The following is a 24,828-nucleotide window of genomic DNA, read 5'->3' as shown; positions in this document are numbered from 1 at the left end:
AAGCCTGATTGCAGTTAACCTCAATCAGGCTTTTAAATTTTTACCCTCGCATAAATTACTTTCAATTCTTTGGTGAGCTTTATGATTATTGTCTGCCCTAGCTGTAATACATCCAACCGTATTCCTGATGACAAATCACATGTCGATGGCAAATGTGGTAAGTGCAAAGGCCCGCTACACACCCATCAACCAGCAGAACTAAATGATCAATCTTTTGAAAAGTATGTTGGTGGTAATGAGTTACCTGTCATCGTAGATTTCTGGGCTAGCTGGTGCGGCCCATGCCAGATGATGAAACCCATATTTGAGAAGACTGCAGCTGAATCTGAAATACTGCTCTTTGCAAAAGTAGATACTGAAAAGGCACCACGGACTAGTCAGAATATGAATATCCGTAGCATCCCTACCCTTGTGATGTTTCAAGCTGGCAAAGAGATCGATCGTGTTGCAGGCGCACTCTCAGAACCTCAGCTAAAGCAATGGATTTTGCAAACCCTACAGAAGGCGTAAGAGTACTCTATGGAGCTTTCAAATCAGATCGCCAAAGAGCTAGGCGTCAAATCTCAACAAGTTAATGCAGCAATAGAGTTATTGGATGGTGGCTCCACCGTCCCGTTTATTGCACGTTATAGAAAGGAAGCTACCGGTGCGCTAGATGATGCGCAATTAAGACAGTTAGCGGCGCGTTTAGATTATCTCCGTGCGCTAGAGGCTCGAAAACAAACGATCACAGATAAGCTCCAACAAGATGGCATATTAACACCTGCACTCCACCAGCAGATTAATCAGATCAATAGTAAGACTGAGCTAGAAGAGCTCTATCAACCATTCAAAAGTAAACGCAAAACCAAAGCTCAAATCGCTGTTGATGCTGGCTTAGATAAATTACTAGATCAAATCATTCAAAAGCCTGATCAACAACCTTACGTTTTAGCCAAAACTTTTATCTGTTCTGATAAAGGTTTCAGCTCCAAGGAAGATTGTTTAGACGGTGCGCAAGCCATCTTAACTGATCGTCTGTTAACAGACCTGAAGTTGCAGGCTGAACTTAAACTGCGTGTGTGGAATGAAGCCAAACTAAAGGTATCTGTTAGCAAAGGTAAAGAAAGCGAAGGTTCAAAATTCCGTGATTACTTCGCTCATAGTGAAGCGATTAAATCCATCCCTTCACATCGCATGCTAGCGATTTTGCGCGGCATCAATGAAGGCATACTGAAATCAGCTTTAGATTTTGATGAAGACCGCTTTAAGGTTTTCCTATCCAAGATGGCAGAACTTCCTCACTACGGACCTTCAGGGAGATGGCTCACTCAAGCAGTCCATACTGCTTGGCAGAGTCGAATCAAATCCAAACTCACTAAAGATCTAATCACAAAACAAAAAGATTCCGCAGAAGCCGAAGCAATTAAAGTATTTAGCCGGAATCTTCACGACCTTCTGCTCGCAGCACCTGCAGGCCCTAAAACCACCTTAGGGCTCGACCCAGGCCTTAGAACCGGCGTTAAAGTTGCCGTGATTGATCCAACGGGCCGTTTGTTAGAGCACGCGACAATCTACCCTCACCCACCAAATAATCAGTGGGACCAAGCAATCGATAAGCTTTTTAAGCTCAGTAAGAAACACAATGTTGAGCTAATTAGTATTGGCAACGGTACAGGCTCACGAGAGACCGATAAGCTCGTTACAGAAATGCTTAAGCAACAGGACTCGATTAATGCTCAAAAGCTTATTGTGAGTGAAGCTGGCGCTTCAGTTTACTCAGCATCGGAACTCGCAAGTGAGGAGTTCCCAAACCTTGATGTATCTATCCGTGGGGCTGTGTCGATAGCACGTCGCTTACAAGATCCTCTAGCTGAGCTGGTAAAAATCGAGCCAAAAGCTATTGGCGTTGGCCAGTATCAACACGATGTAAATCAAACTGAGCTTAATCAGGCACTTGAAGCGGTTATTGAAGATTGTGTAAATGCAGTTGGAGTCGATCTAAATAGTGCTTCACCTGCAATTTTAAGCCGCATCTCTGGTTTGAACACAACGCTAGCTAACAACATCGTTGCTTATCGGTATGATAACGGCACTTTCACGAGCCGAACTCAGCTTAAAAAAGTCCCTAGACTTGGCCCAAAAGCGTTTGAGCAAGCCGCTGCCTTTTTGCGTATCCAGAACGGAAAGCAGGTATTAGACAACTCCTGCGTTCACCCAGAAGCTTATAAAGTAGCTGAACGTATTGCTCAAAGAAACCAACGCTCGTTGCAATCTCTTATTGGTGATAGTCAATTTTTAAAAGGACTTAATCCAGTCGATTACACCAATGAAACGTTCGGTTTATATACCGTTCAGGACATCATAAAAGAGCTAGAAAAACCTGCTAGAGACCCTCGCCCAGACTTTAAAACTGCTGCATTACAGGACGGCATCGAAACCGTTGACGACCTTATTGAAGGATTGGTACTTGAAGGCACAATTACAAACGTGACTAATTTCGGCGCATTTGTTGACGTAGGCGTTCACCAAGATGGATTAGTGCATATTTCGCAATTAGCCAACCGCTTCGTGAAGGACCCTCATGACGTTGTCAAACCTGGCCAAATTGTCACAGTAAAGGTCCTTGAAGTAGATCTTAAAAGGCAGCGCATCTCACTCTCGATGCGTGAAGATTAATAGAATAGTTCTCATTATTATATTAATGAGAATTATTCATTCTCAGCAGTTTATTTAATTTAAAATCTATTCATTAAAAACCTATTTTTATTGTTCAAAATCAATAACTAAGAGAAGACATAAGCTATAACTAATACTAGACTGTAACCACATAGCTTGATTGAAGTAGATTCCATGGTTACAAAAAGAACTAACTTACTATGGATGCAGGCTGGTGCATGTAGCGGAGACACAATGTCGCTACTTTGTGCAGACAAACCTTCATGGCCTGAATTCGTGCAACAATATAAACTGGATATCCTTTGGCAGCCTTCTCTTTCTACGCGGCCCATGCGCGAGCTTATTGCTGACATTGATCTTATTCTTGCTGATAAAAAACCGCTAAATATTTTATGTATTGAGGGTAGTTTAGCCCTTGGCCCAAACGGCAGCGGTATGTTTGATACCTTTAATGATCGCCCCAAAGCTTTTGTCATTAAGGAATTAGCAGAAAAAGCGGATTATGTTGTAGCCGTGGGTACATGTGCAGCCTACGGTGGGGTTCCAGCCGCACCACCTAATCCGACCGAGTGTACGGGTATGCAATCGAGCCAAGGAAGTTCTGGCGGCTTATTACCTGATTCATTCAGAAGTAAAAGCGGCCTGCCCGTCATCAATATATCAGGCTGCCCAACTCACCCTAATACAATCATTCAAACCTTAATTGCGCTCATCAACGATTACCCTCTTCCTCTCAATGATTTTAACCAGCCTGACGCTTTCTATAGCACCATGGTTCATCAAGGTTGTACGCGTAATGAATATCATGAATACGATATTGAAGAGGAACAGTTTGGTGAGGCAGGCTGCCTTTTCTATAACTTGGGTTGCCAAGGTCCCTATACAACAGCTACATGTAATACTGAGCTTTGGAATAACCGCAGCAGCAAAACCCGTGAAGGTGTGCCTTGTTTAGGCTGTGTTTCTCCTGATTTTCCAAGGGATGCCCCTTTGTTCAAAACAGAAAAAGTGGGCGATATTCCAGTTGCACTGCCTTTAGGTGTTAGTCGACCTCGCTACATGGCGTATAAGGGCCTCGCTAACGATGCCGCGCCAATCAGAATCATCGAACGTAAAATGAAACCTTAAGTAGTACGGTTATGAGCAAAAGAGTAAAAGTACAGCTAAACCGAGTTGAAGGCGATTTAGAATTAGAGCTCGAAGTTAAGCAAGGGGTGGTCACCAACGCTTGGTGTATCGGCACGATGTATCGTGGTTTTGAGCAGATACTTATCGGTCGAGCAGCGATGGACTCACTAGCGATCACCCCCCGAATTTGCGGTATTTGCAGCACTGCGCATCTGTATGCGAGCGTGCTTGCATTGGAATCAATGTCTCACATCACACCACCACCTAATGCAATTCGCGTAAGAAATATTTGTTTACTAGCTGAAGAGCTGCAATCTGATTGTCGGCAGACATTTCTAATGTTCACTCCTGATCTTTGCCATCCTAACTACTCTAAACTGAAGCTATACGATGAGATAAAAACACAGTTTGAGGATATGACAGGGAGTATTTATCAAGATGCCGTTCGATTTAGTCGCGATATCATTGAAATTGTCGCCATATTTGGTGGTCAGTGGCCGCACTCTTCCTATATGGTCCCTGGAGGGGTCACATCACTCCCTGATACCAATAAAGTTATTAGCGCACTGAGCGTCGTTGATAACTATATCCATTGGTTAGAAACGAAAGTCCTTGGTGTCTCCATAGACCATTGGGATCAGATCGACAGCCTAGAAAAACTTAATGAACTCACCGAAACAGGGAAAGGCGCTGCGAGTCTTTTCTATCAATTCGGTAAAAATATCGCGTTGAATCAAATTGGCGGGGGTTGTAACTTATTGATGAGTTATGGCTCCCTTATCGACCCAGATAATCCAGAAGATACATTACGCAATCGTGGCATCTACGATGCTACAAACCAAAGTTTCGAGCCTTTAGATCAAGAACAGATTACTGAGGATATCAGTTATAGCTGGTACCATGATGATCAAGCTGCACCACGTCATCCTCATGACGGTCTAACTCAACCAAAATACGATCCTGACAGCAAGCGTTACAGCTGGGCTAAAGCCCCTCGCTACAAAGACCAAGTCGTGCAAACAGGACCATTAGCGCAACTCATTTTAGATAGAGATGCACTTCTTCTTGATATGTTAGAGAAGCAAGGTGGGAACACCCTCTTAAGACAATTTGCGCGCATACAACGCCAAGTAAGATCTATAGCCCTATTGAAAGAACAGCTGAACGGGCTTTTACAAAATATCACTGAACCCACAATGACCCACCAACCTCTTCTTGATGGAGAAGGTATTGGTATGATTGAGGCCGCTCGTGGAAGCCTCGGTCATTGGGTAAAAGTAGAAAACGGCACCATCAGCGGCTACCAAGTAATCACACCCACCGCTTGGAACGCATCACCTAGAGATCAAAATCAACAACCTGGTCACATCGAAAGCAGCCTAATTGGTATAGATATTCCGGATATAGATAATCCTTTATTTGTCGGTCACGTGGTCCGCTCTCATGACCCTTGTTTAGTATGTACCGTACATCTACTAGGCAGTAACAAGAAACACCGTTATGGAGTGATTTGATGACGGTGATTTTATGCTTTGGAAATGAATGGCATGGGGATGATGGCTTTGGTTATGCAGTCTATAACACTCTCAACCAAATCGACTTGCCGTCAAAAGTAGATCTTTACTATTGCGCTACTAATAGTCTGACAGCTACTCGTTTGATCAAAGACACATCGCGATTAATATTGGTCGACGCCTACCAATCCGACAGCAACAATGCGGGTACACTGCAGTGGTTCTCTAAAGATGAGTTCCAGACAAGCTATGCCAGAAACCTCCACGATGGAGGCTTAGAAGAGCTTATTAAGCATTGCGATATTTTGTTTGACTCACAAGAACTTGTGATTGAGATTTTGACGGTAACAATCCAGCAAGTCTCAAGCTTTTCTGAGGAACTTTCTCCTATTATTGAGAACTGCGTCTCAGAGGCCTGCAATCAGATTTTAACCCGCGTGAATCAGGAGCCACACTATGTTTACTCCTGATAAAGGAATTACCCGCTTAGTTATTGAGCGTGAAGTAAGTATTCAAGGCCATATGCGTTGGGTAGCTCACCCTGAAAACAGAAAAAATCGACTATTAATAGTTGAGCATAAAAAACAGCTATATGCCCTACCCCTGTATTGCCAACACGCTCATGTTTCGCTTCTTGAAGCCAAAATGGATCACAATGGCAAGGTGATTTGCCCTAAACATGGTTTAGCCACTGATCTTAAATCCAACCCAAGTGTTTTTACTGTCGAACGGCAAGGTCATTTTTTTATTACAGCCAACAGCTCTTTAATTGAAACCCAAACAGTAGAAACATTCGAGGAAGATTCAGATCAACAAACTGAATTAGAGGCATTAAAAACAGTCAACTCAGCATTGCAGAAGAAAGTACTATCAAACCTTGAATCTATGGACTCTATGCTTAGTGAAGTAGAGCATAAAAAGGTTGAATTAGAGGAAAACAATCGACATCTTCTTTCAGTAAATCAACTGATTGATAGTATTACCAATACAATGGAAGAGTTCTTAGTTGTCACCGACAATCAGGGACGAATTACCCGCGTAAATCACTATGCTGAATCCATTTTAAGCGTAAAAGCGGAAGAGTTGATTGGAAGCTCTCCCGACAACTTCCTTCGTGACGAAACTCTTACTGAGATCATTGAAAGATTTCCTGCAAGTAACTGGGATCAAAGGCCTTATTTATATCGAGCGGTATATAGTAGCGATGGTTTTGAGCAAGAGATACGCTTTCGAGACCCAACGGGCCGCCATAGAGATGTCAGCCATAAATATTTTCTTCTAAAAGGCACGTTGATTTACGGACCAGCGGGCAAAGAGGAAGGACTGATCCTCTCTGCTACAGACATATCCGTAGTCAAAGCTAAAGAGAAACAGAAACGTCAAGCAGACATTGAGAAGCACCTACAGTTGCTGCAAAGCACCTTATCAACCATTAGCCAAGGTGTAGCTATGTTTAGCGGTATCGGTGACCTACAAACCTTCAATGAAGCATTCACGAACAATATAAATGTAGATTCCGACTTACTAGCGCAAATACCAGGCTATGACGATCTATTTAGCAACAACAAAGATATCTTAGATCCGCAACAGATACCGCCTTGCCAAAGGCTTATCTTGGATAAATATCAATGGGTACAGACATTTAATGACACACGAGTAATTGAATGCGAATCCGCCCCAACACCGACTGGAGGCTTTGTAGTAACGACTCGTGACATAACCCAAAGCAGGAAGAATGAAGAACATATCCGCCTACTCTCGACAACAGTCGAACAAAGTTCCAGTGAAGTCGTTATTACCGATACTCAAGGCACTATTGTTTATGTAAACCCCATGTTCACAGAAAATACAGGTTATACCGCAGAGGAAGCAATCGGTAAGAAGAGCAGTATTGTTCAATCTGGAGAGATGCCAGTAGAGTTTTACAAAGAGCTTTGGTCAACTATCAAAGCTTCCAATAGATGGAAAGGCGAAATACTCAATAGAAAGAAATCAGGAGAAAAATTTTGGCAATCAATGTCTGTCACCCCAATTTTTGATAACAACGGGGTAATTAGTCACTATTTATCATTAAAGGCGGACATTACTAAACAGAAAAGAGCTGAGAAGCGCTTAAGATATCAAGCAGAACATGACCTCCTTACTAATCTTCCCAATAGATCAGTATTACTTCATCAACTTGAAGATTCCATAGTAGATGCAAGAGAGAATCAAAAAGCGTCTGCAGTTCTCTTTATGGACCTTGATAATTTTAAAGATGTGAATGACACATTAGGTCATCTGAGTGGTGATATTCTTCTGAAACTTGTCGCAAGACGCTTGCAACTATGTTCAAAATCGACTGATTTGGTCGCAAGGCTTGGAGGCGATGAGTTTGCTATTGTTCAAAATGACATTACTTGCCTTGATGATCCAAAGCATCTAGCTGAAAAAATTATCTCTTCAATAACCCGCCCGTTTAAGGTCAATGATCATCAACTGCATATTGGCATCAGCATCGGTATAACACTCTTGCCTTCTGATGGTTTAGATACAGGCCTGCTGTTACAGAATGCAGATATGGCTATGTATGAGGCTAAAGGGGTCTCCGGAAGTCATTATCACTTCTTCGATTTGGAGCTGCAAAAAAGCATCCAACATAAACGTACTATCGAAATGCATCTGCATCACGCGATTGAAAATAATGAACTTAGCCTTTTATTCCAGCCCAAAATTGAGATTAAATCAGGAATAGTTGTCGGTGCAGAAGCTTTACTACGATGGAACAGTAAAGAGCTAGGGCAGGTTTCTCCGGCTGAATTTATACCCATTGCGGAGAGAACTGGCTTAATCATTAAACTGGGGGCATGGGTATTAGATAACACACTAAAGCATATTTCAGCTTGGAATAATACAAATATAGATGCACCTAAAATCGCAGTTAACCTATCCACCATCCAACTTCTCGATGCCAATTTAATTGTTGATATAGAAGATGCCCTAGCCGCTCACGATGTGCCAGCAAACAAGTTAGAACTTGAGATCACCGAAACCGCTGCGATGTCTGATCCAGAACTTTCTCAAGCTCAATTAGAGGCCATTAAAGATATAGGTGTAAGTATCGCTCTTGATGACTTTGGCACCGGTTACTCATCACTTTCATATCTTGCCTCACTACCGGTAGACCGAATCAAAATAGATAGAAGCTTTGTAAATGACATACAGTTTTCATCTCAATCTAAAGCGATTATTGAATCGATCATTCATCTCGGCATCATTATGGGGAAAATAGTCATTGCTGAAGGGGTAGAAGAAAAGGGACAGCTCTCACTACTGCAAACTCTAGGCTGTCACGAGGTACAGGGGTATTATATTTCCAAACCCATTACGGCAGATGAATTTATTCATTTTTTGAATAACAAAGAATAGGGCTAGACGTGTATGTTTATTGCTATGAACCGCTTTAAAATCATTCCAGGTAAAGAGAATGACTTTATCGAAATTTGGAAAAATCGAGACACTTACCTAGATGAAGTGCCTGGCTTCAAGAACTTTGATCTATTACAAGGCCCTAGCACCGAAGAAGCTACCATTTTTATTTCTCATAGCACCTGGGAATCCGAAGAAGCTTTCAAGCAATGGACCAAATCTGAAGCATTTAGGAAAGCACATGCCAATGCAAAACCTGCACAAGGCATCTATTTGGGGCCACCTCAATTCGAAGGATACAACAAAGCCTTTTAAAATAAAGGGGATCCAAATTAAGCGGTTGGAACTCTCTTTAACATCACACTCTTCTAACTCTAAATACCTAGTTGGAATTAATGATAGGTAATGATCAGGGTTATTGAGTGTGAAAAAGGCAAGCTGATAGCTTGCCTTTTTATTTGCTCTTCCGTGTTTACTTTAAGCGTGAACGCAGTTCTTCGCCAGCCTGATGCAAGGCGGCCTTCGTAGCTGGTAACTCCGACAGGACGTTCAACAACCCGAAGTCATGGATCATGCCTTGGTAACGTGTGTTTACTACATCAACACCAGCAGCATCTAGCTTACGCGCATAGGCCTCACCCTCGTCACGCAAAACATCGTTTTCAGCCGTGATAATTAGTGCTGGAGGCAAACCTTCCAATTGTTCAGTCGTGGCCAACAATGGTGAGGCGTAGATTTCCTGACGTTGCTTAGCATCGGTAGTATAAGCATCCCAGAACCATTTCATCATGTCTTTGGTCAGGAAGTAGCCTTCTTGATATTGGTCGTAGGACGCATTTTCAAAGCTGGCATTAGTAACTGGCCAAAACAACACTTGAGACTTAATCGCAGGAGTGCCTTTGTTCTTAGCCATCAAAGCAACAACTGCTGTCATGTTGCCACCGACACTGTTGCCAACCAAAGCCAACCGTGAACCATCGACATTAATTTCTGTCCCATGTTCAGCCACCCACTTAGTTGCAGCATAGGCTTCGTTGATAGCGACAGGATACTGCGCTTCAGGTGATGGCGTGTAGTTCACGAAAACTGCTGCGGCACCGGAATCTGCGACCAGATCACGCACAAAGCGTTCATGGGTAGGATAATCCCCCAAGATCCAACCGCCTCCATGGAAGAACATGAAGACCGGCAGTTTTTCTTTATCTCCTTCTGGTCTGACGATAATAAGGCTGATTTCTTTGCCATTAACCTTAATAGTTTTCTCACTTACATCAGCAGGAGGTAGTTCGGCACCTTGTTGAGCCGAAACTAGCACTGAGCGAGCATCTGCGGGACTCAGAGTTTCAATGGGGGCACCGCCGCCTTGAGCCAGAGCATTGAGAAATGCCTGTGATTTGCTTTCAACAGTCGGTCCGCCAGCCGCATGGACTAGGCTAGTTGATAAAACTATCGCCGCAACAGTCAAATTCTTTTTGAACAGTTTCATAATAATACTCCGATATAAATTTGTGTAAATCCGGGTTATTTGATGCTTAAACGCACGTCGATGTTGTTGCGAGTAGCGTTAGAGTAAGGGCAAACGATGTGTGCCTGCCCAACCAATGCTTGCACCTGATCTTGTGGGAGGCCGGGCACATTGATGACTAAATCGACCTCGATACCGAAGCCTGTTGGGATCTTACCGATACCCACTTCTGCAGTTACTTCGCTGTCAGTTGGAAGAGATAGTTTGTTTTTCGCTGCAACAAACTTAAGCGCACCCAAGAAGCAGGCAGAGTAACCCGCAGCGAACAGCTGTTCTGGGTTGGTGCCTGGTCCACCAGCGCCACCTAGTTCTTTAGGTGTGGACAGCTGTACTTCAAGTACCTTATCAGCTGAAGTAGAACGACCTTCGCGACCACCAGTTGAAGTTGCAGAAGTTCGGTAAAGAACGTTTGCGATAGTCATGATGTGATTCCTTATAAATTTAATTTAGGGTTGTGTTACTCAGTGACAGGGATATACTATCTCCGCTTCGATACTTTTGATGCCTAAAAGTCTCAATAAATTGATAATTTGTATTTTATGACTGATCGTCTTGAATCCTTATTTAACAACTTCTCAGTAAACGCCCGAGTGTTTCACTCTGGGCGGTTATGCGGGATCAACTCGTTGGATGAAGACGAGGGATGTGGGCAGCTACATCTAGTTAAAAAGGGACGTATAGAGATTCACAATCAGGGGCAGGAAAAACTGCTTGTGACCGAGCCAAGCTTGCTGCTCTACCCTCGCCCTCTGGCTAGACGCTTTATTACGGACGCAACAGAGGGAGCAGAACTTGTATGTGCCAATCTCTATTTTGAGGGCGGGAATACCAACCCTATCCGTGAGGCACTGCCGGCTTTTGTGTGCCTGCCACTTTCTGTGATTGATGGCGCTGAGGCGATCTTAGACGTCCTGTTTGAAGAAGCTTTTGAGACTCGCTGTGGTCGTCAGGTGCTGATTAATAAACTTTTTGATGTCGGACTAATTCAGATACTGCGACATCTTATGGAGTCTGCGCAGGTTAATGGAGGGATGCTTGCGGGGCTGTCTCATTCAAAATTGCGCAAGTCGCTAGTGGCCATGCACGAGCACCCCGAAAAGAATTGGTCACTAAATAGTTTGGCGGACACAGCCGGGATGTCTCGGAGTGTTTTCGCGAATACATTTCGTGAGTGTGTTGGATCTACGCCAGGTAATTACCTACAAAGTTGGCGTGTGCATCTAACCAAAAAGGCATTGCGGTCTGGCCGTCCAGTGAAGCTAATTATATTTGATGTAGGCTACAGCAGCGAAGCAGCCCTCATTCGTGCCTTTAAATCACAGTGTGGCATGACACCGAAGGAATGGCTGAAAAGTGACCAAAGTACCCATGGGGCTAACAAACGACAGATCTAGTAATATAGTGGTGATTCAATTCCAACTAAACGAAAAATTAATTCATCATTCCCTAACAGTGAATTCCAACCAGATATTTAAATAGCCAAATAAAAAAGCGGCTAATTCAGCCGCTTTTTTAATCTATCAAGGTATCTATAAGGTCGATCATAAATTCAGTTTGCTCTTCCGTCATGATTTCCCAGCCATCTAAGTCCATGCTTTCCAGCACTCCTTGGCCTTTTGGATCATTTTGCATACTCACGAGAAACTCTTGGAATTGAGGAATTAATGCCTCTAACTCTGGAGAAACCAATAAAGCATGATGAACATCACTGATCTCACTCGCTACCATAACCTTCATTTGCTTACGAATCAGCTCCGACAGATCTTCGTACGCATCCTTCAGAAAGAATCCTGCATCAGCCTGATTATTAATTAAGCGTTTCGCAACAATAACGTAGGAATCAACAGTACTTAACTCAGTATTAGAGCCATCCAGATCTGCAGGCTCCAACATAATCATGCCAATCCGGTTAACATCAGGGTCACTGGTGGCAACTAAACGACTATTAGGCTGAAGATCTTCTACGCAATTATATTGCGCATCTACATGGGTTGCGATGACTGTTTCGTCAGATTTTGAAATGGGGCGGACAACTGCTTTAAAGCCCAATTCACGAACAAGCATTGATGCATCGAAGGGGTTTGCGTAAACAAGATCATACTTACCCTCCTGAATATCGATTCTTTGCGCTTCAAAGCTATCATAGAGCTCTAAATGCACCGGTCGGTCTAATTGACGCTGGAGCCAAGTATTAAAAATAAACCAACCGGATATGTGATCTGGAGAAAAATCAGGACTCACTGTTAAATTGAGCTTCAAGGAATCACCCTACTTCATCGTTAAATACAAGGCTTCGCTTTCTGCTATTTTTCGAAGGGAAGGTTTTCGCCTTACAGAAGTGTAACCGACGACTGAACCATTGCGGACATTTGGAATAACGGTAGCTTTAACCCAATAATAGCTTCCATCTTTACGCAGATTCTTTACGTATCCATGCCATTTGTTACCGGCCTTAAGTGTATCCCACAAATCTGCAAACGCAGCTGCTGGCATGTCGGGATGTCTTAAAATATTGTGGTTTTGCCCAATTAACTCTTCCTGAGTATATCCAGACATTTCAACAAATGCCTGGTTAGCATGGGTTATAACTCCTTTCGTATCCGTACGAGAGACAATCAGCTTACCTTCTGGATATGGCTCTTCTTTATCTACTATTTTAGTGGTGCGTGTTTCACCGCCAAAATATTTGATGACAACTTCTTCAACGCTTTCCGCCTGCAATTCTGACATCAACCAACCAACAATTTATAGAATTTTACCTATAGCCTCAGCCGCACGTTTAACATCAAGGAAGATCAAACCCAACCGCGCGTTAGGCTTCGCTACTACAGTTAGAACAGACTCATGATTAGCGTGAGTCATCAATATATAGCCCGAATCACCCTTAACAAGAACCTGCTCTAGATCTCCGCGAGCTAGTTCATTTGCTGTACGCTCACCAAGCGAAAGCATGGCAGCGCTCATTGCACCCACCCGATCTTCATCCAGACCAGCGGGAAGAAGAGCTGCGATCATAAGACCATCTGTTGAAATGACAGCGGAAGCTTCAATCTCTGCTGAAGTACCGTTTAAGTCACTCAAGATTGAGGTCAACATTTCTGAGCGCATATAATTACTCCTTTAATGTAAGGCATTAAAATACAGTTATCTGAAAATGGATCATTGATGAACATCAATAATCAAGATAACGCCTTGCTAAAACGCTTAATAAATCCACATAATTTCCTTGGTTTAAACGAGGCATCTGATCTATAACCAATACGAAACGTTGATGACCAAGGTGAATTACCCAAAAACCCACTTGACTCAATCCAACTGGGTCCAACATCCCCCAAGACTCCCCCATAAATGAAAGGTCGCGGTTAAGTAGGAGACTGTGGCGCTCGTGTAATGAGCTTAAATCTGCTGCCAAAGCACAAAGAGCCTCGGCATGATCTGCCTCGTAGCCTATAGACCCAAGACAAAAACCATGGTTATCTGCTAAAGCAACTTTACCTGTGCTGGATAACCCGGAAAGCAATTCAGGTAAAATTTGTTCAATGGAGTCGCTAATCATGCGCGATGGTCTTTTACTCAATTGAACAAAGTTCTTATCAATAAGCTTGTCAAACAGCTCCTTAGCTTCGCCTTCATCTAGATCAGTCAATTCCATTACTAATTCATGACTGAATGGCAACGAAACATCAGAACTAAGAAGCTGGAGCAATAACGCTCTTGCATCATCCGGCTCTGAACCTACGGTCGCGTAAAAAGCCCCTGCCGGACAGATCTGAATAAATTGATTTTGGATAGTAGCATTTGTCACAAAATAACTCCGATACCTTTCCTAACCTACCGCTTTATTCCTGAAACCAGCCAAGTGAATAAGCACCACACATAAACGTAAATACAACACGTTGCGGTATATCCAATATTCTTACAATATCCAGTGCTGTCATCTGCTGACCACTCCATACCTCACTAATTTCTTGACCATCAGGTATGGCCTGAAATGATTCAAAATTAGGTTGCACCGTTAATTGCATTAACTTCTCTGGATCCATTCCATTTAACAGCCGCCCTCTAGATGTCCAAAGGGCAACTTTCCAAATAAGTGACTCAATATTTTCCGCTAGGTGTTTTGTTGTATCCTCAAGCTGGAAGTCACCTTTTGGTTCAATCTCCAATTCGCCATACCCAAATCGGGTTAAAGCAAGCTGATTTAAGAAATCATCACTGAAGGTTGTATAAAACAAACGCTGATCAGGAAAAACGAACATCTGGCCTGGTAATCCAGTGATCTCAACAGGTTGATCGAGTTTAACTGCAAGGTCAACCGCTTCTGTCATTTTAACTAATAAAGAACCTTCGGGATTAAAAAAGATAGTCCTTCGCTCATCAGAGCGAGACAAGTCAACATCAGCAGCATTTCCGCAGCATTGCAGAATCTGTTCTTTAGTCAATACAGGAGCAGGAGCTACAGTGTTTTCTTGATCTTTTTTCTCAGCTTTTTCAGCTCTTTTAGCTAGTTGCTCTTTCTTTTTCTGATTATCGAGTAACTTTTGTTTCAACTTCTTCGCTTTTTGAGCAGCAAGCTTCTTATGCTCTTCCTTTAAACGCTTCTCTTCTTCGATTTTTTTCTTCTTTAGAAGAAGCAACTTCTTAGCTTTTTTCTTAGCTAAGATAGCTTCGTGCTTAGCTTTTTCTGCTTCAAGCTCACGTTTTAGCTGCTCTTCTTGTTCTCTTATATCTGCTTCAATCTGCTGCACTAACCGATCAGAAGCACTAACGACCAAATTGCCTTTCATTAGCTTCTGTTTGAGTGCCTCTCCCTGCCTCTTCCGAGCATAATCGCGGCTTCGATAAAAATCGATGTTATCCGGATTAATCTCTTTTTTTGCCTGCTGCGTAACTTGTGATTCAGTCTCAGACAATGGCATCGGGAAGCTTCTGAGAAGAGTTAAAAGATCTTGAGCACTATGAGGCTTTTTAAGCAGTCTAAAACCATCCCAATTGAGCTGTCTTATACTCACAACCACACGACATTCAGCTGGATAGTTCTCAACTATTGACTGACATAGCTGTTCATCATCTTCCCCATGATCTCCATTAACAATGAGGATGTGTGCTGCGCTTGCGGTAACGATCTCACAATCAACTTCAGACGATAAGCAATACTCGAACATTGCCTGATTAGGTCCTGAGAAACCAATCAATGCAATCTTGCGAACGTTTTCCAGTTGGCTGCGTTTATTAAAGCTCATAGACTTTTAAATACCTACCCGATCTCATCCATGCAGACTGGCTGGCTGAAATCTTCCATTTATCAGAACAGAATGTTCTGTTGAAAGTTCTGACAGCGCCGACAGATCGTCTTCTTCGATAGCTCGTTGTATAACCTCACGAACTTTTGGCTTCATAACCTTTCGAGCCTGCTCAAAAAGACGTTGGCGTAATTTTGGCCCTTTTTTACCAAGAACCAATAAGAAATCTGCAAAAGCACCTTCAAGTGCGTCACTATCGTAACAAGCAATTGAAAGGTAAATACGCTTAGTATGAAGGCGCAGTTCATCAGGCTCTGCAGCTACCATTCGCGTGAAATGGTATAAAATCCTACGACCTTGATGCCCACGATATATAAGGTACCTAGGATGTTGTGCATCGAAAGCTGCTTGAATCCGTCCCGTATTCGGACTATCAAAATCGGCATTCAATTCCCAGTCAGCTAACGCATCCCAAATTAAAGAACTCACAAAATGCTCCTGCTTTTATTATCGATACATCCAGTAAAGAAATCGCAACAAAAAATCGACTTATTAAGGATGGTTCTTTAGTTATTGGTAATATTCCAAACAGGTGTTTGTTTTATATCTCGACCGACGTAAGAATACAAATTTATCAATCAATTAATACACTAATGAACAGTTTTCTCTGTCAAAAGTATAACCTTATCTAATTTCACGGCAGATTAATTTTTTCTTTAATATCAACCTAGTAAGAATAGCTTATTTTTCATCCCTATATTAGGTTTAATACAAAGTCTTAACCTAGAAGCTATAAGATGAAAATGTAAGGCACCCAATTTAGGCTTGAGACAAAAATTTTTAATTGCCGGAACATTAGATTTTACCTATCCATCTATTTATCCAGCAACGCTTGAATCCATTCAAGATCCTTATGACCAAACCAGCTACCAATAATTTCTAGATCTTCATCAAAGTAGATCCACGTTGGCGTACCTTGTAAATCATTATTCAGAAAAGTTCTACCCATCAGGCTCATAGGCACCAAGCGTTGTGCTAGATGGTTCTTAATATTTTGCTTTAAAGTCTTTGACAGACGTTCGTTATCAAACACATTAAAAACGGATTCCTCTAACTTAGAAATGGTCTGACTAGGCATAAACCAATCCATTACAACAGGCAGCTCAAAGTTATAGGGTAACTTTTGATGACCTAATTGAGCAAAATGACGCTTTGAATGAAGCGTTAAATCACCTTGCTCCAGCAATGCCTTGGTTGTTTTGACGTTGTTCAAATTGAAATTTTCGAAAGCAGTGGAAAGTGCAAAGCAATTTATAGACTTATTTTCTTCGCTAATTTTGGTCAACATAGGTAACGCTCTAGATAAGCACCCTGGACAATTGACTTGAAAAACAAGCATTAAATTTCTTTCAGATATAGCAACAGAACCTTGGACTACCTTACCCAACTGGAGGTCTAACTGCATAAACTATCCTTTACTGCTTAGTGCAGCTACAGCTTCATCAATGCTAAGTGGCTTATAAAAATAGAAACCTTGGAATGTTGAGACTCGCATCGCCCTAATCAGATCAACCTGCTCTTTAGTTTCAACACCTTCCACCACCAGCTCTTTACGAAGTTTACGCCCGATTTCAACCATACCTTGAAGAACGACTCGCGCATCTTTTTGATCAGCAACGCACTGAACAAAGCTCCGATCAATCTTTATGACATCTAAAGGAAGCCTTAATAAATAACTTAGGGAAGAGAATCCAGCTCCAAAATCATCTAGACATATAGAAAAGCCTATCGATTTAAGTGAATTAAGATGCTCAATAGCAGCATCACTTCTGATTAGAGCGTTTTCTGTGATTTCTAACTGCAACAAAGAAAGATCTGGCTTTAATTCTTTTGTAAGCCTCGCTATTTCACTAATGAATTCACTATGATGAAGTGAATTAGCAGAAACATTTATCGAGATAGGCACATTTATTTGAGGGTATTGCTTGAGTATGGAGCATGACTGCTCAAACACGTATAGATCAATATCAAAGAACAAACCCGATTGTTCAATCACTGGAATAAAAGCATTCGGAGGAACAATGCCTTTAACTGGATGCTGCCATCTTATTAAAGCCTCATAGCCATTGACCTGCTCGGCGACCGCATCCACTTTGGGCTGAAGCACCAAAAAGAACTCACGATTAACTAGCGCATTACGAATATCATTAAGAAGATTAAGATGATTCCTTGATATCTCTTCATACGCACGATCAAATTCTTGTCCTGCCCCTCTTCGATTTTCTTTTGCAACCTTTAGTGCTACTTCAGCATGGCGTAACATCTGCTCAGCAGTGTCTTGCGAAAACCCTTCTGCAAGTTCACTAGAGCTACCTACCGTTATTCCCAATCGAATTGAGTTGCCTTCGACAAATAATGGCTTCGCACATTCTCTTGCCACATCGCAGGCATCCAGATCGGTATCAACCATCAAGATTGCAAATACATCCGTGTGTAAACGTGCTAACAACGTATTCTCGCCATAGATCCTTTTAAGGCTCCCTGCCATCTCTGCTAGCACTTTATTGCCGTAATCATAACCTAGAGATTCAATAATATTATGAAAATAGTCGAGATCAGCGAGAAAAATCGTACAGCGACTACCCTTAGATCTTACAAATGTTACCGCGTTTTCTATTAAGCCCAGACGACTATACAAACCTGTTACAGAATCAAAGTAAGCCGCTTTGTTGAGATGCGAGAAAAATTTAGCGTTCTCTAAACCTAATCCCACATTCATACAGAAAACCTGAAGCAACTCTTCGTCAACATTCTGCAAATCCCGAGCCCCTTCCAGCATAATCACACCTTCCCACATAGAAGGAGTTGATAGATACAGTCCTGTATAAAGTTCGCCAATACTATGCTGCTTGCTATCAAGCACATTTTTAACTAAATGACTCAAACCATCAGTGTCTAACTGCTCAATTTTTCTCCCAAAAAAATGATCATACTTATTTGATGCAGCGACAACGAAATACTCATCGTCGAGCCCTTTGCGTAGTGCCAAGGGACCATTATGAGGTCTCTGAGATACACAGAATATACCATCAGCATCGATGTTAAATAGCGCACTGATCTGTAATAAGACTCCTCTAGCAAAGTCATTAACCGAACGTTCCTTTATAAGATCTGAAGACGCATCAATGATTGATCTCAGGCCTAATTTGCTGTTTTCTAACGCACAAAGGTGCTTATATGAACGAAGGGCCGTTGCTAAAGCTGTAAACAACCTAGATTTAGTCAGCTCGTTTTTAGTTTTATAAGCGTTAATTTCATAACGCTCGATAATTTCATTTTCAGGTGCATAGCCAGGTTGGCCAGTTCTTAGAATTATTTGTACATTATGCCGATTGAGCTCCTCACGAATCTGCTCAGCCAGTAGCAATCCGGCATCGGGAGTTTCCATAACCACATCGAGTAACACAACAGCAATATCATCATGCTCTTCTATAAGCTTATAGCCCTCCTCACCGCTATAAGCATGCACAAAGCTTAATGGATGTCCCAAAACATCCGTTCTGGATAAAGCCAACGTAGTTACCTGATGAACTGACTCTTCATCATCGATAATTGCAATTTTCCAAGGTTGACGATCATCCTCAACTACAGGCTCATTTGAATCATCTATGATATTTAAAAGCACATCACTCATCATCGCTATCCTGTTTCGGAGCTACCAGAGGTAGCACGACTTCAAACTCAGTACCAACTTTGCTAGAAACGGAAATTGAGCCGCCAAGAACACCTGTGACAATGTTATGAACAATATTTAATCCTAAACCTGAGCCACCTTGTCCTAGCTTAGTTGTAAAAAACGGGTCAAAGATACGATTTATTTTCGTTTCATCTATTCCAGCGCCATTATCTTTGAAGTAAATTTTCACATTGTCATTAATGCACGCAAATCGAATATTTATCTCGCCTTCATCACGTCCATCAAAGCCATGCATAATTGAATTATTGAACAAGTTTGTGACTACTTGCCCAAGTGGTCCTGGATAACTGTCCAGCATTAAGTCGGCATCACCTTCAACTCGATACTTGTAGTTGGTACCTTTTAATTGGTGGCGAACAGTCATCATTACTTCATCTATAACCTCTTTCAAAGCAAATTTCCGTCGACTAGAACTCGACTGATCTGTTGCCACTTGTTTAAAGTTTTGAATAAGGTGACTGGCCTTATCTAAAGAACTCTCCATAACTGAAAAGGATTCTTCTGCCTCTCGCTCGAATTGATCCAAGAATGACTGCTTGAGCTCACCCGCTTTAATAGAGCGCATAAGCTCATCAATATTTTCTTTTAGATGACTAGACATGGTTACTGAAACACCTATTGGTGTATTGATTTCATGAGAGACACCCGCGACCAAGGAACCCAATGAAGCCAGTTTTTCACTAGCAATGAGCTTATCCTGAGCCTGCTCAAGATTTTCAAGCGCACTAGAAAGCTTATCTCGCTCTCCCTTGAGATTGGCTTGCATCTTCTCATCAGCTAATCGAAGCTCATCTAGCTCCGTTAACTCAGCCTGAAACTGTCTCAAACTATTGATGATATCGCCAATTTCATCATTACGATTACTTTCAGCTATTTCAAAGTCCCGCTGACCACCTCTTAGCTTATTAATGGACTCAGATATCGCAGTCATAGGTGCAAAAATAGACCGCTTCGTGTAGGTTACAATCGCGACTAAAAGTGCGACACCGCCAACGAGTGTAAATATCAGGAGATAGTTAACCTTATTTGATAGGTCAACCAGATCATTCATACTATTTTCAACTCGGCGCCTAGCATGGGAAGACATTCCTTCCAGAAGCTCTTCCAACTCACCAAATGCGTTATGCTCTATATCTTCAATAGCCGCTAATGCGTCAATTCTGTTTCTAGCTGCATAGATTTCGAAAACTTCGGCTCCCCCAGATTTAAGCTCATTAAACAACCGCTCTACTTCAGCTATGCGGACTAATTCATGAGGTTTTTTCTCTAACGGCTTTAGGCTAGCAAGGAAGGATTCGAATTGAAGAGCGTTACCAAAGAAACTCTTACGAGCATTTTGATCCCCTAATACAAACCTATCTAAGTCGGCAAGCATATCCCCTGCCTCATCAACTAGTTCTAGGTAATATCGAACAGCAGGCAGATCATCATTAATAATTTGATTTAAATCGTTAGAGGAACCAACATCTGCAACCTCCTCTTCCTTCAAGTCATCAAGTAGATTTTCAAGCGGACCACCCACCTCTACTATAAGCCGGTTAATACTTCGAGTAGCTTGCTCTTCAAGAATTGGATCAAATCGACTAAAGACCCTTTTTTGAGCGTTCTCATTAGCCGTGGCAATTAAACGATCTACAGTGATCATTTTCTTATAGGCATCACTAATGGGAGGTATTTCCTTTCGATATTGATCAAACTCTTCTTTATTAGCAAAATATTCTTGCTTCTCTTCAGACTCACCTAATACATACTCGAGCAGATTAGAATTCATATCTCCTAATTCATCTTGCATTGCTTGGGTATACAGTGCGACAGGCATATCCCTTGTTGTGACCTCTTCACTGGACTCGCTCACCTTGAGACCAACAACAATCTGCACAACAACAAAGACAGCAAAAACAACTGACACAGCTAATAAGCTGAGGTTAATACGGGTAAGAATAGAACTGCGCTTCATAGCCTTCCCCCACTAAAAGTATTCTCAGTATAGGATGCGTATTTCAATGCTGCAGAGACTAATAAGATTATTTAGACGGTAAAAACGAAAAAAGCCTGCTGTGCAGGCTTAAACATACAGATGAGGGAGCGATCGAATATCACAAATCAGGCAAATCATAATGAGATAGAAGTTCATCAATCTCATTTTTATTACTACATTCCTGTACTTGTCTAACGACATCAGGTGTTAGATGTGGTGCAAAACGCTGAATAAAATCAAACATGTAACCACGCAGGAAAGTGCCTTTTCTGAAACCAATCTTGGTCGTACTCGGTTCAAACAGGTGACTTGCATCTAAGCGAACCAGATCACTATCTTGACGCTCATCAAAAGCCATTGAGGCGATAATACCCACACCCAAGCCAAGACGAACATAAGTTTTAATGACATCAGAATCGACGGCCGTAAAGACAACTTTCGGTTCTAAACCTTCTTTAATGAAAGCCTCATCTAATTTAGAGCGGCCAGTAAAACCAAATACGTATGTAACGATCGGTTGTTCAGCTAAATCAGCCAGCGTTAACTTAGAAACTTGCGTCAACGGATGATCTTTAGGAACAACTACAGAACGGTTCCAACGATAACAAGGCATCATGATCAAATCACTGAAATGCGCCATTGCTTCTGTAGCAATCGCAAAATCTACAGAGCCATCTGCAGCCATTTCTGAGATCTGCATTGGTGTACCCTGATGCATATGAAGCGATACTTCAGGATACTCCTTCATAAAACCAGTAATCGTAGGTGGAAGCGCGTATCGGGCCTGAGTATGGGTGGTAGCAACATCCAAACTCCCCTTACGCTCATCACTAAACTCTTGTGCAACCTGCTTAATACTTTCAACTTTTTGAAGAATTTCACCTGCAACAGACAAGATAGCCTGACCCGCTGGCGTGACCCGTGTAAGGTGTTTACCACTTCGAGCAAACACCTCTACACCTAACTCGTCTTCCAACAGTCTGATTTGCTTACTAATGCCCGGCTGCGATGTATATAGGCTTTGCGCTGTAGCTGACACATTAAGGTCATGTCTAGCAACTTCCCAGATGTAACGCAGTTGCTGCAATTTCATCAAATACTCCAGATAAGCTCAGTAGGTAGATAAACGTTTAGTAATAAAAAACAACTCTAATATAACAGTTTAGAATAAATTCTATCCTAATGCATCTAAGTTATAAGAATTATAGACGGCTGTTTAAACGTCTAATCTCTTCATCTTGAGTAATTATTTTTTTCTCTAAACTAGATATCTTAGCTAGTGCTCTAACCAGCTCTTCTTCCTTATCTTTGTATTGATTTCTAACACTGGATTCGCGACGAGATTGCTCATTGGCAATGGCTACTTGCTTCTGCCTAGCTTTTCTCAACTCTTCATCAAGCTCTTTAATCTTACTTTCTAACCTTTTGTTTTTATTAGTTTCCGATAGTAGCTGCGTATTAGTTTTAGACAGATCCCTATTCTGGCCTGTACTGTCTAGCTTGATCTTTTTAAGTTCGTCTTCAAGACTTTTGATCTGGGTTTTCTGTGTATCATGCTTTACGTCTTTACGTGCCAATTCAGCCTGTAAATCATGAATAGATTTGGTTAAAGCAGACTCTTTCTTTCCTACTTCATCACGAAGTTTTTCCAGCGCGCCACGGTAATAGCGGACATCAGCATCAGCTTTACTCACTGCATCCAGCGTGTGCCTTTGCTCGTCTTTAATCCGCTGATCAAATGTACGTTTACTGTCATCGTGGGTTTTTCTTAAATGAGTCAGCTCCTGCTCAACATTAGATTTCGCCTGCTCTTCTTGCTTCCGCTGAGATGTTTCAGCCATCAAGTTTGACTTTAAAACCTCAATTTCGGCTTCAAGCCCTTTAATTTGCGATTGAATTTCTTCGTTGCGGCTGATTTGGCTTCGCAACTTTTCTTCTAATTCTAATAACTGACCTCGAGACGCTTGTAGAGATTCATCTGCCTCACGACGAACGACATCAATACCAATTTCCTGCCGATGTTTATCCTCAACAAACTTACTACTCGCTTCCTGGACTGCTTGTTGCCATACACGCGTAAATGCTTGCGCTAATACTTCTGGAACATCAGGCACGACAATTGATGAAGCAGAAGCAGACAATCTTTCAGGTACTAGCTGCCACCAACTATCAAAATAATTTTCAATCTCTGCTGGTTGGTGACCAAGAGACTCTGCGACAACAGATAACGTAGGCTGAACACCCGCCATTAAAAGTCGATCTGCTGTTGCATAAGTTTTATCTTTTAATTCCATATCACTCATTCAGAGAAACCTATTTGCTATTAATACTTTTAAAACGCTTAACTGCTTTTTGTAATTGCATATCTAGAGGGGCTTTTACGATTTTCCTACCACCTGAAGGTAATGGAAAACGTAACTCTGCCGCATGAAGGAATAAACGCTTGAAGCCGTGCTCTCGCATTGCAGCATTATCTTCGTCCGGTGTGTATTTTTCATCCCCAACGATAGGATGTCCTGCAAATTGGCAATGAACTCTGATTTGATGTGTACGCCCAGTTATCGGCCTTGCCTCTACTAAAGTAGCCGCACGACCAAAGCGTTCAAGTACTTTGTATTCAGTTAAAGATGCCTTGCCATCAGCAGCAACTTTAACGACACGTTCCCCGGACTTAAGTTCGTTCTTGCGCAAAGGCGCATCAATTTTTCGCTTGCGTTCATTCCAACTACCAATAACTAACGCATGATAGATCTTAGTGATAGTGCTTTTCTGCAACGACTCATGCATTAATTTAAGAGCACTACGCTTTTTAGCCATCATGATGCAGCCCGATGTATCACGGTCCAAACGATGGACTAATTCTAAAAACTTACATTGAGGCCGCATCTGTCGGAATGACTCAATCAACCCCAAACTGATACCACTTCCCCCATGAACAGCAATACCAGAGGGCTTATTGACTACAATAATGTCATTATCTTCGTAAAGAATAGACGCCTCTAGTTTCTCACTTAGCTGATCACTGACCTTTGCCGGTTCTTTTTTATCAGCTAAGCGTACCGGTGGGACCCGCACCAAATCATCTAGCTGTAAACGATACTCAGGTTTTACGCGTTTTTTGTTTACCCTAACCTCACCTTTGCGCAAGATTCGATAAACAAGACTCTTAGGCGCTCCTTTAAGCGCAGTGATTAAAAAATTATCAATCCTCTGCCCTTCATTATTTTCAGTTATTTCGACGAAACGAACCTTGCTAGCTTCTTTACTGTTTTGCTGCGACATATTTGATATGAAAACCGATTACCGAATTGATGCACTAGTTGATAGCTGCTATATTCTAGCGCTGCTGCAGTCTGTTGGCTTTATCTTTTTTCACAGGTGCCGTAATACAGACCAAATATCACAGCCCAATACGCTGTAGATGCTACCAGCAACAAAGAATTTAATTAAAAAGCTTTTCACCCAGCCGAGTATGACCGGTTGGAGGTAGAGACGTACTTTAGCCAGGAACCTGCTTTTAGAAGCAGTAACAATTAGCTAGAAGAGAAATAGGCTACTGATTCCTCTACCGTGGACGATTAATGCGCCGATTGCGTATTGATACCAATTACCATCAG

Annotated in this window: 22 protein-coding genes; 8 read left to right on the top strand and 14 right to left on the bottom strand. The window is 42.0% G+C overall.

The annotated features are described in order from the left end of the window. The first annotated feature begins 81 nt into the window (after nucleotides 1-81). The 7 genes from trxC (at nucleotide 82) to ACMXYR_RS07715 (ending at nucleotide 9,023) form a co-directional block, all read left to right on the top strand. Nucleotides 82-510, top strand: coding sequence for a thioredoxin TrxC (gene trxC / locus ACMXYR_RS07745; RefSeq protein ID WP_415903572.1), 429 nt, complete (start codon nucleotides 82-84; stop codon nucleotides 508-510). 9 nt (nucleotides 511-519) lie between these two features. Next, the gene (locus tag ACMXYR_RS07740; protein WP_415903571.1) at nucleotides 520-2,658 is read left to right on the top strand and encodes a Tex family protein; all 2,139 of its coding nucleotides are present in this window, start codon (nucleotides 520-522) and stop codon (nucleotides 2,656-2,658) included. Between the two features lie 234 nt (nucleotides 2,659-2,892). After that, nucleotides 2,893-3,786, top strand: coding sequence for an NADH:ubiquinone oxidoreductase (locus ACMXYR_RS07735; protein WP_415903570.1), 894 nt, complete (start codon nucleotides 2,893-2,895; stop codon nucleotides 3,784-3,786). Nucleotides 3,787-3,797: 11 nt separating this feature from the next. Next, on the top strand, nucleotides 3,798-5,300 hold the full coding sequence (locus ACMXYR_RS07730) for a nickel-dependent hydrogenase large subunit (RefSeq protein WP_415903569.1): 1,503 nt from the start codon (nucleotides 3,798-3,800) through the stop codon (nucleotides 5,298-5,300). After that, nucleotides 5,300-5,770, top strand: a complete 471-nt coding sequence (locus ACMXYR_RS07725; RefSeq protein ID WP_415903568.1) for a hydrogenase maturation protease — start codon at nucleotides 5,300-5,302, stop codon at nucleotides 5,768-5,770. Before ACMXYR_RS07730 ends, ACMXYR_RS07725 begins: the two co-directional genes overlap by 1 nt. Beyond that, a complete protein-coding gene (locus ACMXYR_RS07720) occupies nucleotides 5,757-8,708 on the top strand; it encodes an EAL domain-containing protein (RefSeq protein WP_415903567.1) in 2,952 nt (983 codons plus the stop codon). Before ACMXYR_RS07725 ends, ACMXYR_RS07720 begins: the two co-directional genes overlap by 14 nt. 12 nt (nucleotides 8,709-8,720) lie before the next feature. Next, nucleotides 8,721-9,023, top strand: coding sequence for an antibiotic biosynthesis monooxygenase family protein (locus ACMXYR_RS07715; RefSeq protein ID WP_415884825.1), 303 nt, complete (start codon nucleotides 8,721-8,723; stop codon nucleotides 9,021-9,023). Nucleotides 9,024-9,180: 157 nt separating this feature from the next. Here ACMXYR_RS07715 and ACMXYR_RS07710 read toward each other — a convergent pair whose 3' ends face one another. Both ACMXYR_RS07710 and ACMXYR_RS07705 read right to left on the bottom strand, forming a co-directional pair. After that, the gene (locus ACMXYR_RS07710; RefSeq protein ID WP_415903566.1) at nucleotides 9,181-10,194 is read right to left on the bottom strand and encodes an alpha/beta hydrolase fold domain-containing protein; all 1,014 of its coding nucleotides are present in this window, start codon (nucleotides 10,192-10,194) and stop codon (nucleotides 9,181-9,183) included. Between the two features lie 35 nt (nucleotides 10,195-10,229). Next, nucleotides 10,230-10,655, bottom strand: a complete 426-nt coding sequence (locus tag ACMXYR_RS07705) for an organic hydroperoxide resistance protein (RefSeq protein ID WP_415903565.1) — start codon at nucleotides 10,653-10,655, stop codon at nucleotides 10,230-10,232. A 117-nt stretch (nucleotides 10,656-10,772) separates the two neighbouring features. Between ACMXYR_RS07705 and ACMXYR_RS07700 the strand changes: the two genes are divergently transcribed. After that, nucleotides 10,773-11,627, top strand: coding sequence for an AraC family transcriptional regulator (locus ACMXYR_RS07700; protein WP_415903564.1), 855 nt, complete (start codon nucleotides 10,773-10,775; stop codon nucleotides 11,625-11,627). A gap of 118 nt (nucleotides 11,628-11,745) precedes the next feature. Here the strand turns inward: ACMXYR_RS07700 and ACMXYR_RS07695 are convergent, their stop codons facing one another. The 12 genes from ACMXYR_RS07695 to rluC all read right to left on the bottom strand — a co-directional run bounded on the left by ACMXYR_RS07695 (nucleotide 11,746) and on the right by rluC (nucleotide 24,493). Then, a complete protein-coding gene (locus ACMXYR_RS07695; protein WP_415903563.1) occupies nucleotides 11,746-12,492 on the bottom strand; it encodes a phosphate/phosphite/phosphonate ABC transporter substrate-binding protein in 747 nt (248 codons plus the stop codon). 9 nt (nucleotides 12,493-12,501) lie between these two features. Next, nucleotides 12,502-12,963 (bottom strand): PAS domain-containing protein, encoded by a 462-nt coding sequence (locus ACMXYR_RS07690; RefSeq protein ID WP_415903562.1) that lies wholly within the window; start codon nucleotides 12,961-12,963, stop codon nucleotides 12,502-12,504. A 15-nt stretch (nucleotides 12,964-12,978) separates the two neighbouring features. Then, nucleotides 12,979-13,341 (bottom strand): roadblock/LC7 domain-containing protein, encoded by a 363-nt coding sequence (locus ACMXYR_RS07685; protein ID WP_415884832.1) that lies wholly within the window; start codon nucleotides 13,339-13,341, stop codon nucleotides 12,979-12,981. 64 nt (nucleotides 13,342-13,405) lie between these two features. Then, nucleotides 13,406-14,038 carry a hypothetical protein gene (locus ACMXYR_RS07680; RefSeq protein ID WP_415884833.1) on the bottom strand — a complete coding sequence of 211 codons (633 nt, stop codon included), beginning with the start codon at nucleotides 14,036-14,038 and terminating at the stop codon, nucleotides 13,406-13,408. A gap of 34 nt (nucleotides 14,039-14,072) precedes the next feature. Continuing rightward, a complete protein-coding gene (locus ACMXYR_RS07675; protein WP_415903561.1) occupies nucleotides 14,073-15,476 on the bottom strand; it encodes a hypothetical protein in 1,404 nt (467 codons plus the stop codon). A gap of 24 nt (nucleotides 15,477-15,500) precedes the next feature. Then, entirely contained in the window at nucleotides 15,501-15,965 is a 465-nt protein-coding gene (locus tag ACMXYR_RS07670; protein ID WP_415884835.1) for a hypothetical protein, read from the bottom strand. Between the two features lie 385 nt (nucleotides 15,966-16,350). Further along, a complete protein-coding gene (locus tag ACMXYR_RS07665) occupies nucleotides 16,351-16,941 on the bottom strand; it encodes a hypothetical protein (protein ID WP_415903560.1) in 591 nt (196 codons plus the stop codon). A gap of 3 nt (nucleotides 16,942-16,944) precedes the next feature. Further along, entirely contained in the window at nucleotides 16,945-19,170 is a 2,226-nt protein-coding gene (locus tag ACMXYR_RS07660) for an EAL domain-containing protein (protein ID WP_415903559.1), read from the bottom strand. After that, the gene (locus tag ACMXYR_RS07655) at nucleotides 19,163-21,190 is read right to left on the bottom strand and encodes a sensor histidine kinase (protein ID WP_415903558.1); all 2,028 of its coding nucleotides are present in this window, start codon (nucleotides 21,188-21,190) and stop codon (nucleotides 19,163-19,165) included. The genes ACMXYR_RS07660 and ACMXYR_RS07655 overlap by 8 nt, the downstream gene beginning before the upstream one ends. 139 nt (nucleotides 21,191-21,329) lie before the next feature. Beyond that, the gene (cysB, locus tag ACMXYR_RS07650) at nucleotides 21,330-22,304 is read right to left on the bottom strand and encodes an HTH-type transcriptional regulator CysB (protein WP_415903557.1); all 975 of its coding nucleotides are present in this window, start codon (nucleotides 22,302-22,304) and stop codon (nucleotides 21,330-21,332) included. A gap of 109 nt (nucleotides 22,305-22,413) precedes the next feature. Further along, nucleotides 22,414-23,514 carry a DNA-binding protein gene (locus ACMXYR_RS07645; RefSeq protein WP_415903556.1) on the bottom strand — a complete coding sequence of 367 codons (1,101 nt, stop codon included), beginning with the start codon at nucleotides 23,512-23,514 and terminating at the stop codon, nucleotides 22,414-22,416. A 10-nt stretch (nucleotides 23,515-23,524) separates the two neighbouring features. Next, nucleotides 23,525-24,493, bottom strand: a complete 969-nt coding sequence (gene rluC / locus ACMXYR_RS07640; protein ID WP_415903555.1) for a 23S rRNA pseudouridine(955/2504/2580) synthase RluC — start codon at nucleotides 24,491-24,493, stop codon at nucleotides 23,525-23,527. Between the last annotated feature and the right edge of the window lie 335 nt (nucleotides 24,494-24,828).

Origin of the sequence: Neptuniibacter sp. QD29_5, assembly GCF_047778125.1 — a bacterium.
GTDB lineage: Bacteria > Pseudomonadota > Gammaproteobacteria > Pseudomonadales > Balneatricaceae > Neptuniibacter.
The sequence above is the reverse complement of the archived record's forward strand: the minus strand, read 5'-3'. Positions and strand labels throughout refer to the sequence as shown.

Coding starts and splice junctions, on each gene's coding strand:
- trxC (WP_415903572.1), top strand. CDS start 82: ATGATTATTGTCTGCCCTAGCTGTAATACATCCAACCGTATTCCTGAT.
- ACMXYR_RS07740 (WP_415903571.1), top strand. CDS start 520: ATGGAGCTTTCAAATCAGATCGCCAAAGAGCTAGGCGTCAAATCTCAA.
- ACMXYR_RS07735 (WP_415903570.1), top strand. CDS start 2,893: ATGTCGCTACTTTGTGCAGACAAACCTTCATGGCCTGAATTCGTGCAA.
- ACMXYR_RS07730 (WP_415903569.1), top strand. CDS start 3,798: ATGAGCAAAAGAGTAAAAGTACAGCTAAACCGAGTTGAAGGCGATTTA.
- ACMXYR_RS07725 (WP_415903568.1), top strand. CDS start 5,300: ATGACGGTGATTTTATGCTTTGGAAATGAATGGCATGGGGATGATGGC.
- ACMXYR_RS07720 (WP_415903567.1), top strand. CDS start 5,757: ATGTTTACTCCTGATAAAGGAATTACCCGCTTAGTTATTGAGCGTGAA.
- ACMXYR_RS07715 (WP_415884825.1), top strand. CDS start 8,721: ATGTTTATTGCTATGAACCGCTTTAAAATCATTCCAGGTAAAGAGAAT.
- ACMXYR_RS07710 (WP_415903566.1), bottom strand. CDS start 10,194: ATGAAACTGTTCAAAAAGAATTTGACTGTTGCGGCGATAGTTTTATCA.
- ACMXYR_RS07705 (WP_415903565.1), bottom strand. CDS start 10,655: ATGACTATCGCAAACGTTCTTTACCGAACTTCTGCAACTTCAACTGGT.
- ACMXYR_RS07700 (WP_415903564.1), top strand. CDS start 10,773: ATGACTGATCGTCTTGAATCCTTATTTAACAACTTCTCAGTAAACGCC.
- ACMXYR_RS07690 (WP_415903562.1), bottom strand. CDS start 12,963: ATGTCAGAATTGCAGGCGGAAAGCGTTGAAGAAGTTGTCATCAAATAT.
- ACMXYR_RS07685 (WP_415884832.1), bottom strand. CDS start 13,341: ATGCGCTCAGAAATGTTGACCTCAATCTTGAGTGACTTAAACGGTACT.
- ACMXYR_RS07675 (WP_415903561.1), bottom strand. CDS start 15,476: ATGAGCTTTAATAAACGCAGCCAACTGGAAAACGTTCGCAAGATTGCA.
- ACMXYR_RS07665 (WP_415903560.1), bottom strand. CDS start 16,941: ATGCAGTTAGACCTCCAGTTGGGTAAGGTAGTCCAAGGTTCTGTTGCT.
- ACMXYR_RS07660 (WP_415903559.1), bottom strand. CDS start 19,170: ATGAGTGATGTGCTTTTAAATATCATAGATGATTCAAATGAGCCTGTA.
- ACMXYR_RS07655 (WP_415903558.1), bottom strand. CDS start 21,190: ATGAAGCGCAGTTCTATTCTTACCCGTATTAACCTCAGCTTATTAGCT.
- cysB (WP_415903557.1), bottom strand. CDS start 22,304: ATGAAATTGCAGCAACTGCGTTACATCTGGGAAGTTGCTAGACATGAC.
- ACMXYR_RS07645 (WP_415903556.1), bottom strand. CDS start 23,514: ATGAGTGATATGGAATTAAAAGATAAAACTTATGCAACAGCAGATCGA.
- rluC (WP_415903555.1), bottom strand. CDS start 24,493: ATGTCGCAGCAAAACAGTAAAGAAGCTAGCAAGGTTCGTTTCGTCGAA.